General features: G+C 65.9%; 11 protein-coding genes. 2 read left to right on the forward strand and 9 right to left on the reverse strand.

Features of this window, described 5'->3' with window-relative positions:
* The first annotated feature begins 316 nt into the window (after positions 1–316).
* A complete protein-coding gene (locus ABR323_RS17645; protein ID WP_439450231.1) occupies positions 317–1,171 on the forward strand; it encodes an endonuclease/exonuclease/phosphatase family protein in 855 nt (284 codons plus the stop codon).
* 19 nt (positions 1,172–1,190) lie between these two features.
* Here ABR323_RS17645 and ABR323_RS17650 read toward each other — a convergent pair whose 3' ends face one another.
* The 7 genes from ABR323_RS17650 to ABR323_RS17680 form a co-directional block, all read right to left on the reverse strand.
* The gene (locus ABR323_RS17650; RefSeq protein ID WP_439450232.1) at positions 1,191–1,454 is read right to left on the reverse strand and encodes a hypothetical protein; all 264 of its coding nucleotides are present in this window, start codon (positions 1,452–1,454) and stop codon (positions 1,191–1,193) included.
* Between the two features lie 165 nt (positions 1,455–1,619).
* The gene (locus ABR323_RS17655; RefSeq protein ID WP_439450233.1) at positions 1,620–3,041 is read right to left on the reverse strand and encodes an efflux transporter outer membrane subunit; all 1,422 of its coding nucleotides are present in this window, start codon (positions 3,039–3,041) and stop codon (positions 1,620–1,622) included.
* Positions 3,035–3,772 carry an SDR family oxidoreductase gene (locus ABR323_RS17660; RefSeq protein ID WP_126929095.1) on the reverse strand — a complete coding sequence of 246 codons (738 nt, stop codon included), beginning with the start codon at positions 3,770–3,772 and terminating at the stop codon, positions 3,035–3,037. The genes ABR323_RS17655 and ABR323_RS17660 overlap by 7 nt, the downstream gene beginning before the upstream one ends.
* A 64-nt stretch (positions 3,773–3,836) precedes the next feature.
* Positions 3,837–7,007, reverse strand: a complete 3,171-nt coding sequence (locus ABR323_RS17665) for an efflux RND transporter permease subunit (RefSeq protein ID WP_439450234.1) — start codon at positions 7,005–7,007, stop codon at positions 3,837–3,839.
* A 127-nt stretch (positions 7,008–7,134) separates the two neighbouring features.
* On the reverse strand, positions 7,135–8,361 hold the full coding sequence (locus tag ABR323_RS17670) for an efflux RND transporter periplasmic adaptor subunit (protein WP_439450235.1): 1,227 nt from the start codon (positions 8,359–8,361) through the stop codon (positions 7,135–7,137).
* Positions 8,362–8,452: 91 nt separating this feature from the next.
* Entirely contained in the window at positions 8,453–9,223 is a 771-nt protein-coding gene (locus ABR323_RS17675; RefSeq protein ID WP_439450236.1) for an SDR family NAD(P)-dependent oxidoreductase, read from the reverse strand.
* Positions 9,220–9,447: a hypothetical protein gene (locus ABR323_RS17680; RefSeq protein ID WP_439450237.1), complete on the reverse strand. Its 228-nt coding sequence runs from the start codon at positions 9,445–9,447 to the stop codon at positions 9,220–9,222. The genes ABR323_RS17675 and ABR323_RS17680 overlap by 4 nt, the downstream gene beginning before the upstream one ends.
* A gap of 148 nt (positions 9,448–9,595) precedes the next feature.
* Here ABR323_RS17680 and ABR323_RS17685 point away from each other — a divergent pair, with 148 nt between their 5' ends.
* On the forward strand, positions 9,596–10,627 hold the full coding sequence (locus ABR323_RS17685; protein WP_439450238.1) for a LysR substrate-binding domain-containing protein: 1,032 nt from the start codon (positions 9,596–9,598) through the stop codon (positions 10,625–10,627).
* 188 nt (positions 10,628–10,815) lie between these two features.
* On the opposite strand, the gene ABR323_RS17690 is transcribed toward ABR323_RS17685, so the two are convergent.
* Complete coding sequence (locus ABR323_RS17690) at positions 10,816–11,511, reverse strand: OmpA family lipoprotein (protein ID WP_012510724.1); 696 nt, start codon at positions 11,509–11,511, stop codon at positions 10,816–10,818.
* Between the two features lie 139 nt (positions 11,512–11,650).
* Positions 11,651–13,066, reverse strand: a complete 1,416-nt coding sequence (locus ABR323_RS17695; RefSeq protein WP_439450239.1) for a cryptochrome/photolyase family protein — start codon at positions 13,064–13,066, stop codon at positions 11,651–11,653.
* Positions 13,067–13,080: the final 14 nt, after the last annotated feature.

Genomic DNA, 13,080 nt, shown 5'->3' on the forward strand with positions numbered 1-13,080 from the left:
AGTAGCGATACTTGGAACGGATGCACTGCGTGGAATTGTCCGAACGCAGGTTCAGCGACACCTGCAGGGCGCGAATCAATCGTGTCATGGCACAGCTCCTTGTGGTTCCGTTGTGGGTTGCTGTTGCGGATGCCGGGTTCAATGGCCGGCACCGCCGTTCTAGCACGCAGACCCGCTCGCCCAGGTCAAGATCCCGTCAAGGTTCTCCTGAATGCGCCAGCGGTGGCCCCGGAAACGCCAGCGCGCGCACAGCAATGGACCGGGGATCCGTGCGATGCTTCTTGAAATCGTTTTCATGGAATGGAGGGATTCCACGATGCTGCCGCATTTCCATCGCCCCGCGCTGTTCGCGTTGCTGGCGCTTGCGCTACCCACTGCCGCCTGGGCCGCAGCACCGGCGCCCCTGAAGGTGATGTCGTTCAATGTCCGCACACCGGCCGATAGCGAGCCGGGCAAGCGTTGGCCCGACCGCCGCGATGCGATGGTCAAGGTCATCCTCGACGCGCACCCGGCCGTGATCGGCACCCAGGAACTGGTGAAGGAACAGGCCGACTACCTGGCCGAGCACCTGCCCGGCTACCGCTGGTTCGGCGAAGGCCGCCGCGGTGGCAGTGGCGACGAACACATGGGCGTGTTCTACGACAGCAAGGTGCTGGCCATCGAGGCGTCGGGCAACTTCTGGCTGTCCGATACGCCGGAGGTGCCCGGCAGCATCAGCTGGGGCAACCTGTACCCGCGCATGGTTACCTGGGCCCTGTTCCGGCGTCTCGATGATGACCGTCGTTTCTACTTCATGGACACCCATCTGCCCTATCGCGACGAGGACGAACCGCGCCGGGTGAAAGGTGCGGAGCTGATCGGCAAGCGCCTGGAAGCTCTGCCGGCCGATCTACCGGTGGTGCTGACCGGTGACTTCAACAGCGAGCCCGGGGGTGACACCTACAAGGCATTCACCCGCGTGCTGCAGGACACCCGCACCCAGGTGAAGGCTCCGCAGGGCCCGCGCCTGACCTTCCACGACTTCACCGGCAAAGCCACCACACAACTGGACTGGGTGTTGGTGCGCGGCTTCCATGCGCGCAGCTTCCTCACCGATGATCGGCGCATTGGTGGCGTGCTGCCGTCGGACCATTTCCCGCTGGTGGTCGAGCTGGACTGGCCGAAACGCTGAACGCCTGCGGCAGCCGCGGCTACGGTGGCGGCTGCCGTGACAAGAGCCGGTACAAGGCCTGATGGTGCTCGCGCGCCTGGCAGATGCGCGCGCCCACCGCGACGAACACTGCGATTCCGATCAGGCCCAGGCCGAGCATCTGATCGGGCAGGCGCAGGAACCCGATGGCAGCGGCCATCGTCGCCAGCACCAGCAACACCACCACCGCCACCGACAGCCCGGCGCCAGGCAGCCCCGGATCACCGAACAGCATCCGCTGGGTATCCCGTTTACCGTGGGTCATCATCTGTCCTCCCAAGAGCCTGCTCCACTAGTTACACGGCGGACACGGCTTTCGGCAGAGTCAGATACGTCACGACTGTGATCGCGTGCACGGCTCACACCGTGCCATCCAATCACGGCCCTGAAGAAGAAGGGGACGGCAGCCTTCGCGTCCGTCCCCTTCGGTTTACTGCACCTGCGCCACGCTGGGTTGCTGCGGCGACTGCCCCCAGCCGCCCAGCGCCTTGTACACCCCCACTACGCTGACATTGACCTCGGCTTCGGCCGCGGCCAACGCATCATCGGCGGACAGTTGCGTGCGCTGTGCATCGAGCAAGGTCAGGAAGTCCTCCGAGCCCTCGCGATAGCGGATCTGCGCCAGCGACTCGGCACGCCGTGCCGCCTGCGCCTGCTCGACCACAATGGACAGGCGCGCCTGCTGCTTGGAGTAGCGGGTCAGCGCGTTTTCGGTATCTTCCAGCGCCAGCAGCACCGCCTGTTCGTACTGCGCTGCGACACCTTCGGCCTCGGCCTTGCTGGCACGCAGGCGTGCCTTGACCGTACCGAAATCGAACGCCGCCCAGCTCAGCGACGGGGTCAGCGACCAAGCCTTGTTGTTGCCATTGACCAGGCCGCTGGCATCGCCACCGAGGAAGCCGACGAAGCCGGATAGCGACAGCCGCGGGAACAGGTCGGCGGTAGCCACACCCACGCGCGCGGTGGCAGCGGCCAAGCGACGCTCGGCCACGCGCACATCCGCACGCTGGCGCAGCAGCTCGCGGGTGTCACCCAGTGGCAAGGCCTTGGCATAGGCCGGCACTTCGTGCGGCGCCAGCATGGCAGTCAGCGTTTCCGGGCGCTGGCCCAGCAGCACCGCCAGACGGTTGCGCGACTGCGTCTCGGCTACCTCCAGCAGCGGAATGTCGGCCTCGATCGCCTTCAGTCGCGCCCGGCTGCTCTGCACGTCCAGCTCGCTGCCGGCGCCCAGTTCCCAGCGCGCCTCGGTCAGCTTCTGCGTTTCGCGCAGATTGACCAGGGTGTGCTGGGCCACCGCGATGCGCTTCTGCGTGCCGCGCAGTTCGAAGTAGTTGCGTGCCACTTCGGCGGCGACCAGCACCTGCGCGTCGGCCAGGTTGGCCTGCTCGGCGTTGAGGTCGGCACGCGCAGCTTCTGCAGCACGGCGCTTGCGGCCGAACAGATCCAGCTCCCAGCCCGCATCGAAGCCGAGCTGGTAGCTTTCACTGAACACCCGCTGCCCACCCAGCTGCGGATCGGGTTGCTTGCGGCGATCGTAGCTGCCGCCCGCGGTAACGTGCGGCGCCTGGTCGAAGCGGCTCTCGACGAACACCGCACGAGCCTGGCTGACGCGGGCCACGGCCACGCGCAGGTCCAGGTTGTCCGAGAGTGCGCCGTGAACCAGTTCTTCCAGCACCGGATCATCGAACTGCGCCCACCAGCTCGCCACCGGCGAGGTGGTGCTGAACACCGGCTGCTGCGCACCCTGCAGCACCACCGGCTCCTGTACCGGCGCCTTGTAGTTCGGGCCGACGCTGACACAGCCTGCCAGCACCAGGCTGGAGACGGCCATCGCCAACGTGCGGATCACCATGGCAGCACCTCGCCCAGGTAGGTAAAGCTGCCATTCGGGCCTTCATGGCCGATCAGTGCCATCTGCACGCTGGAGCGCGCGCCTTCGCTGATTTCAATCTCGCCATGGCCGCCGTTCATATCGGTTTTCACGTAGCCCGGATGCACGGTGTTGACCTTGATCTGGGTGCTACGCAGTTCATGGGCCAGCGCCAGCGTCCAGCTGTTCACCGCCGCCTTGGACGCGTTGTACGCGGGAATCTTGAAATCGTAGATGCCCGAGGTCGGATCAGCATGCAGGGTCTGCGAGCCGAGCATGCTCGACACGTTGACGATGCGCCCGGACTTGGCCTGCCTGACCAGCGGAAGGAAGGCCTGGGTCACCGCGACCAGTGCATAGACGTTGGTGTCGAAGGTGCGCTTCCAGGTATCCAGCGACTGTTCGGACGGCGCCTGCGCCGGGTTCTCGATCATGATGCCGGCGTTGTTGACCAGGATGTCGAGGCGCCCATGACGCTGGCGGACCTGCTCGACCGCTTCGGCGATGCTGGCTGCATCGGTCACGTCCAGCTGGATGGCTTCCACCGGCAGGCCCTCGGCCTGCAGCTTCAGCGCCTGCTCCACAGCGGTCTCGCGCTTGCGGCCGGCCAGCAGCGTGTGCACGCCGGCCTGGGCCAGCTGGCGCACGGTCTCGGCGCCGATGCCACGGGTGGCGCCGGTGACCAGCGCGATCTTGTTCTGATGGGTGTTCATGGATTCATGCCTTGTGAGGGAAAAGTCGCCGCCGGCCAGTGACCGGCGGCGACGGGGTTCCATGTCAGTGGTGGATGGTCGGCTCGCCGTGCTGCACCAGCTGGCCACCACCGTTGCGGGTGACGAACTTGCGCAGGGCCACGTAGAACACCGGTGTGAGGAACAGGCCGAACAGGGTCACGCCCAGCATGCCGGCGAACACGGTGATACCGGTCACCGAGCGCACCTCGGCGCCTGCACCGTGCGACAGCACCAGCGGTACGGTGCCGGCAATGAACGCGATGGAGGTCATCACGATCGGGCGCAGACGCAGGCGGCAGGCTTCCAGTGCCGACTCAACGATGCCCTTGCCCCCCATTTCCAGCTCTCTGGCGAACTCGACGATCAGGATCGCGTTCTTGCACGCCAGGCCCATCAGCACCACCAGGCCGACCTGCACGAACACGTTGTTGTCGCCACCGGTCAGCCATACGCCGAACAGCGCGGACAGCAGGGTCATCGGCACGATCAGGATCACTGCCAGCGGCAGCGACCAGCTTTCGTACAACGCTGCCAGCACCAGGAAGGCCAGCATGATCGCTACCGGGAACACGATGAAGGCGGCCTTGCCCTGGGTCGCCTGCTGGTAGCTCAGGTCGGTCCATTCGGTAGCCATGCCCACCGGCAGCACCTTGCCAGCGATCTCGGTCAGCTTGTTCATCGCCTCGGCCGAGGACAGCAGGCGCGGGTCGGCTTCACCGGCCAGGTCCGCTGCCGGGTAGCCGTTGAAGCGCAGCACCGGGTCCGGGCCGAAGGTCTGCTTGATGGTGACCATCGAACCGATCGGCACCATCTCGCCGCGGTCATTGCGGGTACGCAGCTTGCCGATGTCTTCCACGCTCTCGCGGAACGGGCCATCGGCCTGGGCGATCACCTGCCAGGTACGGCCGAACTGGTTGAAGTCGTTGACGTAGGCCGAACCCAGGTAGGTCTGCAGGGTGTCGAACAACTCGGTGAGCTGCACGCCCTGCGCCTTGGCCTTGACGCGGTCCACCTCGGCATCCAGCTGCGGCACGTTGGCCTGATAGCTGGAAATCGGGAAGGCCATGCCCGGCGTCTGCGCAACGGTGCCCTGCATTGCCTGCACGGCATTCTGCAGTGCGCCGTAACCCAGGTTGCCACGGTCCTGGATGAACATCTGGTAGCCGTTGCCATTGCCCAGGCCGAGGATCGGCGGCGGCATCATCGCGAAGGCAAACCCTTCCTGCAGACCGGCGATCTTCTGGTTGATCTCCGCATTGATCTGCGCGGCGGTACGGCCATGACGCTCGGCGAACGGCTTGAGCGGAATGAACGCAACACCGGTGTTCGGGGTATTGGTGAACTGCAGCGCGTTCAGGCCCGGGAACGAGATGGTGTGGGCCACGCCGTCGGTTTCCTGGGCGATCTTGGCGACCTTGCGCAGCATTTCATCGGTACGCGCGATCGACGAACCTTCCGGCAGCTTCACGCCCGCGATCAGGTACAGCTTGTCCTGGGTGGGGATGAAGCCCGGCGGCACCAGCTTGAAGATCACACCGGTACCCACCAGCAGGACCGCGTAGACCACGAACACGGCACCACGACGGCCGAGGATCTTCGACACGCCGCGCTCGTACTTCTCCGAGCTGGACTTGAAGAAGCGGTTGAACGGACGGAACACCCAACCGAACAGACGGTCGATGATGCGGGTCGGCGCATCCTTCGGAGCACCATGGGCCTTCAGCAGGCGCGCGGCCAGGGCCGGCGACAGGGTCAGCGAGTTGATCGCCGAGATCACCGTGGAGATGGCGATGGTGACGGCGAACTGCTTGTAGAACTGGCCGGTGACACCGGACAGGAAGGCCATCGGCACGAACACGGCACACAGCACCAGCGCGATCGCCACGATCGGGCCGGACACTTCACGCATGGCCTGATGGGCTGCCGCAGTGGGCGACAGGCCTTCTTCGATGTTGCGCTCGACATTCTCCACCACCACGATCGCGTCATCGACCACGATGCCGATCGCCAGCACCAGGCCGAACAGGCTCAGCGTGTTGATCGAGAAGCCCAGCAGGTACAGCGCGGCGAAGGTACCCACTACCGACACCGGCACCGCGATCAACGGGATGATCGACGCACGCCAGGTCTGCAGGAACAGGATCACCACCAGCACCACCAGGGCGATGGCTTCCAGCAGCGTGGAGACCACGGCCTTGATCGAGTCGCGCACGAAGATGGTGGTGTCGTACACCGCTTCGTACTTCACGTCGGCCGGCATGGTCTTCTGCATCTCGTCCATCGTGGCGATGACCGAGTCACGGATGTCCAGTGCGTTGGCACCGGGCGACTGGAAGATACCGATACCGACCGCGTTCTTGCCATCCAGCTGCGAGCGCAGGGTGTAGTCACCCGCACCCAGTTCCAGGCGCGCAACGTCGGCCAGGCGCACGATTTCGCCATCAACGCCGCTCTTGAGCACGATGTCGCCGAATTCCTTCTCGGACTTCAGGCGGCCCTGGGCATTGATCAGGGTCAGGAACTGGCTGTTCGGCAACGGTTCGGCGCCGAGCTGGCCGGCCGAGACCTGCACGTTCTGCTCGCGCATGGCGCGCACCACGTCACTGGCGGTCAAGCCGCGCGAGGCGACCTTGTCCGGGTCCAGCCAGGCACGCATGGCGTAGTCGCCACCACCGAAGATCTGCGCGTCACCCACGCCCTGAATACGCGCCAGCGCATCCTTGACGTGCAGGCGGGCGTAGTTGCGCAGGTACAGGGTGTCGTACTTGCCTTGCGGCGAGGTCAGATGCACCACCATCAGGAAGGTCGGTGACTGCTTCTGCGTGGTCACGCCCTGCCGGCGCACGTCCTCGGGCAGACGCGCCTGCGCCTGCGCCACGCGGTTCTGCACCTTCACCGCCGCTGCGTCCGGGTCGGTGCCCGGGCGGAAGGTGACGGTCATCTGCAGCACGCCGTCGGAACCGGCGACCGACTTCAGGTACATCATGCCTTCGACGCCGTTGATCGCCTCTTCAAGCGGCGTGGCAACGGTTTCGGCGATGACCTTGGGGTTGGCGCCCGGATACACCGTGCGCACGACCACCGACGGCGGCACCACGTCCGGGTACTCACTGATCGGCAGGATGGGAATCGTGATCAGGCCTGCGGCGAAGATCACGATCGACAGCACCGCCGCGAAGATCGGCCTGTCGATGAAGAAACGGGAAAAGTCCATGGAGGAATTCCTGGGAAAGGCATTCGGCGAGCAACAGCCGCCCCGCCCCTCGTCACGTTGACGAAGGCAGGAACGGCTGCCGCTGGCGCCGGCAGCTAAGCGGAGACGCGGTTCAGGAGCCGGCGGATCAGTGGTTCAGTGCAGCGGTGGCATCGCGCCCCGGTGCCGGCGGCGCGGCCTGCGGCTGCATCGCCACAGCCTTGGCCTGCACCGGCATGCCCGGCATGAAGACCTTCTGCACGCCGTCGATGATCACCTTGTCACCGGCAGCCAGGCCGTGTTCGACAATGCGCAGGCCGTCGGCGGTGCGGCCGAGCTGGATGTCGCGGCGCTGGGCCTTGCCTTCCTTGTCGACCACGTACACGTACTTGCGGTCCTGGTCGGTCAGCACGGCCTTGTCGTCGATCAGCAGGGCCTGGAACTGGCCACTGCCGAGCAGCTGCACACGGGCGAACAGGCCCGGCGTGAACTGGCGGTCGGCGTTGTCCAGCAGCGCGCGGACGCGGATGGTGCCGGTGCTGCGGGCGACCTGGTTGTCGAGGAAGTCGACCTTGCCCGAATGCGGGTAGCCCTCTTCACCGGACAAGCCAACCTTCACCGGCAGATCGCTGTCACGCTCGCTCGGGCGTTCGCCCTTGCGTGCCATCTGTGCATAACGCAGGAAGGTGCTTTCGTCGGCATCGAAGTAGACGAAGACAGTGTCCAGCGAGACCAGCGTGGTCAGCACGCTGGCGCTGTCGCCGGCGGTGACCAGGTTGCCGGCGGTGACCATCGCGCGGCCGGCACGGCCATCGATGGGTGCTCGCACCTTGGTGAACTCCAGATTCAGGCGAGCCGCATCCAGCGCAGCCTGCGCCGCCTGTACGGCGGCACCGGACTGGTCGGCCGCAGCACGACGCTGCTCGGCCGTCTCGGTGGAAATGGCCTGCTGTTCGGACAGTCGCTTGGCACGCTCGGATTCGCTGCGGGCCAGCGTGGCCTGGGTGCGCGCGCGGGCGAGTTCTGCGGCGGCGCGATCGTACTCGGCCTGGTAGCTGCGCGCGTCGATGGTGAAGAGCACTTCGCCCTTCTTCACTTCCTGGCCTTCGACGTAGTTGACCTTGTCGATGTAGCCGGACACGCGCGGACGCAGTTCAACGCTCTGCACCGCTTCGATGCGGCCGCTGAACTCGTCCCACTGGCTGACCTGCTTGACCAGCACCGGCGCGGCGCTGACCTGCGGCGGCGGCGGTGCGCCAGCTTCTTCGGCATGGCCGCCGCTGCAGGCCGCCAGCACGGCCGCGGCAAGAATCGACACGCCGACCATCGCGATGCGATGGCCAAAACGATGTGGAGTGGAATTGGGGGAAGTCATGGCATGCATCCGTACGGAGGGGTGGTACAGCTAGATGAGAACGTGTTGCAAAAACAGGCGGCGTATCCTGCGACCTCAACCATGGTCGAGGTCAAGCGACGCCAGCGGTGTCGCGCCACAGCGGAGGAATTTCAAGGTGCAGCAGGCCGCGCGGCAGTTCGGCATCGCTGGTGTCGCACCGGACAATGGCGCGGTTATCGCGGCATCCATCAAGCAGGGAGACCACGCGGCGGCCGACCAGCAGCGAACTGGGCCACTCGATGCAGGCATTGGCCGCGTTGGCAGGCGTACACACCGGGCTGCAGACTTCCAGCATCTGCGCACGCACGCCCAGCGCCTGCGCTTCCTGGTGCACCACCTGCGCATACATGCGCAGCGCGGCAGTGGTGATCGAGGTCTCGCCGTAACCCGCCCAGGGCTTGGCGTTGGCCGGGCTGCCGATCATCACGTAGCGGCGCGCATGCACGTTGTCCTGCAGCAGCGGCAGCAGATGACGCACCGCATGCACGTGCGGCATCAGGTCAGCCTGCATCGCGCCCAGCAGTTCGTCGCCGTTGCGGTCGGTCACCCGGCCGCGGCGGTAGGGGCCGCCCATTGCGGCGATCACAGCGGCCAGCGGGCGCGGGCGCTGCGCGATGCGTTCGGCCAGCGTGCGTGCCGAACCGTCATCGCTGAGCGAGCCCAGCAACGTCTCCAGGCCTGGCTCGTCGGCGAACTGCTCATGCAGCGCCGCCAGCCGGCCCGGATCGCGACCGATCACCAGCACCGGGCTACCGGCTTCCAGCAAAGCGCCAACCACGCCCTGGCCGACGGCACCGGTGCCGCCGAGGACCAGGACTTCGGGCGTCAGCATCCCATTCACGGGACATTTCCTCCCAAATCCGGGATAGTCCCGATTCGACGCAGCCGGTCCCCCTTGTGCGGGGCCAGGCGGATCACACCGCCACGCTGCTGACGCATGGGCGCGGTAAACTCACGAAAGTCCTTGTGTACCAAGGAACTCGGGCGGACTTCGACGGTCATCGCCAGATCCAGGGCGTTCTGGCCGGCATGCCGGAGGCGGGCAAGAATGTTGCGCAGGCTCATGGCGAGGGGGGCTCCATTTCACGAATGGCGCCACGATAGACCTCAAACCTTTACTTGATTAGTCCTGATTAAGGGGAATAATCATCCCGCTCCCGGTCCAATCGTTCTGTCACGATTGTCCCATCCCCGACGTCCTGGATCCCCGACCATGTCCCACGATCTCAACGAGACGCTGATCTTCGTCAAAGTGGTCGAGCAAGGCAGCTTCATTGCCGCTGCCAAATCGCTCGGCCTGCCCAAGACCACGGTCAGCCGCAAGGTGCAGGAACTGGAGACGCGCCTGGGTGCGCGCCTGCTGCACCGGACCACGCGCCGCCTCGGCCTGACCGAAGCCGGTTCGATCTATCACGAACATTGCCAACGCATCGCACGCGAGCTTGAAGAAGCCGAGAGCGCGGTCAGCCAGTTGCAGTCCGGCCCGCGCGGCTGGCTGCGCTTCACCGTGCCCTATTCCATCGGCATCACCTGGATTGCGCCGCTGCTGGGCCAGTTCCATGCGCAGTATCCAGAGATCCGCCTGGACATGCACATGGGCAACGAAAAGCTGGACCTGATCGCCGGCGAAGCGGATCTGGCGCTGCGCGTCGGTGCCCTGCCCGATTCCAATCTGGTCGCGCGCAAGCTCGGCAGTCTGCGCACCCAGGTGTTCGCCAGCCCGGCCTACATCGAGCGCTATGGCGAGCCGCTGCACCCGGAAGAACTGCAGTTCCATCGCATCCTGGCGATGCGCAAGCCGTACCACACCGGCAACTCGCCGCGCTTCACCTGGCAGTTGGGCGAGAACGGCGGCGAGCTGCGCGACTTTCCGGTCACCCCGCTGATGACGGCCAACGACATGTCCGCACTCAATGGCGCACTGGTCTGTGGCGAAGGCCTGCTGTTGACTGGCGATGTGATGGCCAAGCCGTTCGTTGAATCCGGCATGGTGCGCCGCGTGCTGGCCGGCTGGACCGGCCCGGAAGTGGACTTCAATGCCGTGTTCGCCGGTGGCCGCCTGGTCTCGCCGAAGGTGCGTGCGTTCGTCGACTTCCTGGTCGAGAAGCTCAACTTCGACGCCAACTACATGCTGGCGCAGTGCCCGGGCGCGAAGCTGGCGCAGCAGCAGAAGGAAAAGGAAGACGCCGCGCTGGAAAACAGCGGCAAGCGGATCCTGGAGAAGGTCGCGGCTTCGGCTGCATGACCCACAACGATGCCGTGCGCCAATTTTCTGGTAGATACCGACCTTGGTCGGAGCCGTTCGGAGAAACCGCGACCGGGAGCGCTCTCGGCGTGCCGAGCAACGCTCGGCACCCACAAAAATGCCGCCTGCAAGGGCGGCATTTTCGTTCCGGCCGATGGCCGGACCGGCTCAAGCAATAACGCGTAGCGTTATTGCTTGAGCGGAATCACCCGAATCTCGACGCGGCGGTTCTTGGCACGGCCGGCATCGGTGCTGTTGTCGGCAATCGGGTACGACTTGCCAGCGCCCAGCGTTTCGATGCGCACGCTCTGCACGCCCTGGCCGACCAGGTACTGCGCGACCGAGTCGGCGCGTTCCTTGGAAAGGCGATTGTTGACCGCGTCGCTGCCGATGCTGTCGGTGTGGCCGACCACTTCGATCATGGTCTGGTTGTAGTCACGCAGGGTGCCTGCCACGCCGTTGAGCGAGCCGTAGAACTGCGGCTTGAGGGTCGCCTTGCCGAAGTCGAAGGTGATGCCGTCCGGCAGGTTGAGCATGATGTTGTCGCCCTGGCGCTGCACATCGATGCCGGTGTTGGCAGTGCGCTCGCGCAGCGCGCGTTCCTGGCGATCCTGGTACTGGCCGACGGCGGCGCCGCTGAGCGCACCGATACCGGCACCGATCAGTGCGTGCTGACGACGCTCGGTGGCGCTGTCGCCGGTCAGCAGGCCGGCGGCCACACCGATGGCGGTACCGATCAGCGCATTGCGGCCGGTGCGGTTCTGCTGCTCGGTCGGGTTGCCGTACTGGTCACTCTGCACATAGGAGCCGCCGGTGGCGCAGGCCGACAGGACGGCCGCACTCATCAGGGCCAGTGCGACGTTGCGGGTGGTGTTGCGGATCATGGGGTTCTCCTTGGTTTCCGGTCGGCCGGCGGCTTGCGGGCGCCAAGAGAATAAACAGCCCGGTGCGATGCCGGAATGATGACGCAGCGCGCCGACAGGGCCGCGTTCAGCTATCTGACCGGATCGCTCAGCGCGCTCTTTACCCCGCTCCCGACTGGCGGTAAGCGGCCAGCGCGGCATCACGACCCGCCGCCAGATCCACCAGCGGCGTGCGCGGGTAGCCGGGCGCATGTGCCTCCAGCAGCAGCGGATGCTGCCACGGCGCGAAACGCGCCTTCACCGGCAGCGCGGCCAGTTCGGGCACCCAGCGGCTGATGTAGCGCGCCTGCGGGTCGAACTTCTCGGCCTGGGTGACCGGATTGAACACGCGGAAGTACGGTGCGGCATCGGCGCCGGTCCCGGCCACCCATTGCCAGCCCATCGTGTTGTTGGCCAGGTCGGCATCGACCAGGGTGTCCCAGAACCAGCGCGCGCCATGCAGCCAGTGCGCACGCAGGTGCTTGCACAGGTAGCTGGCGACGATCATCCGCACCCGGTTGTGCATGTAGCCGGTGTGCCACAGCTCGCGCAGGCCGGCATCGACGATCGGCACCCCGGTATTGCCGCGCTGCCAGTCGTGCAGCTGCGCAGCACTGGGCGTAGCCCACGCGAAGCGATCAAAGCGCGGGTTGAGGTTGTCGGTGGGCGTTTTCGGGAAGTGGTGCAGCAGGTGGTAGGCGAAATCACGCCAGCCGAGCTGGCGCAGGTAACCGTCGATGTCGGCATCAGTGCCCGCACTGCGCAGGTCTTCCAGCGCATGGGCGATGCGCCACGGCGCGATCTCACCGAAATGCAGGTGCGGCGACATTCGAGAGGTGCCCACGCGATCCGGCAGGTCGCGCTGCTCGCGGTAACCGCGCAACGCGCCATCCTCAAACACCGACAGCGCCTCCAGCGCACCGGCCTCGCCCGGCTGCCAGTGCTCCCAGAAGCCGGCGTCCCAGTCCAGCATCGGTGCCAGCTGCAGTTCTTCCAGTGCGAGGCTGTCGACACCATGCGATGCCAGCTTCTTCGGCGCAGCCTGCAGCGCAGGCAGGCGCCAATGACTGAGTAAGTTGCGCCAGTACGGCGTGAACACCTTGTACGGCTGGCCCTGCTGGGTCGCGATGTCCCAGGGCTCGAACAACAGGCTGCCATTGCAGCTCTGCGCGTCGATGCCCCGCTCGCGCAGCGTGCGCTTGATGGTGGCGTCACGTGGCTGCGTAGCAGGTTCGTACTTGCGGTTCCAGTACACCGCCTCGGCGCCGGTCTGCTCAATCAGCACCTGAAGGGCCGGCAGGCTGTCACCGCTGCGCAGCACCAGCGACGAACCGCGCGCGCGCAGGTCGGCGTCCAGTGCATCCAGAGAACGGTGGCGCCACGCATCGGAGGCCGCGCCCGGCACCCACTCGCCTTCCTCGTGCGGCGCGTGAACGTAGACCGGCACCACATCGTGACCCGCGTCCAGCGCGGCCTGCAGGGCCGGATTGTCCTGCAGCCGCAGATCACGGCGGAACCATACCAACGCTACCGACACATGCATCGCCTTCG

This window comes from Stenotrophomonas sp. ATs4 (assembly GCF_051861585.1).
Classification (GTDB): domain Bacteria; phylum Pseudomonadota; class Gammaproteobacteria; order Xanthomonadales; family Xanthomonadaceae; genus Stenotrophomonas; species Stenotrophomonas maltophilia_AS.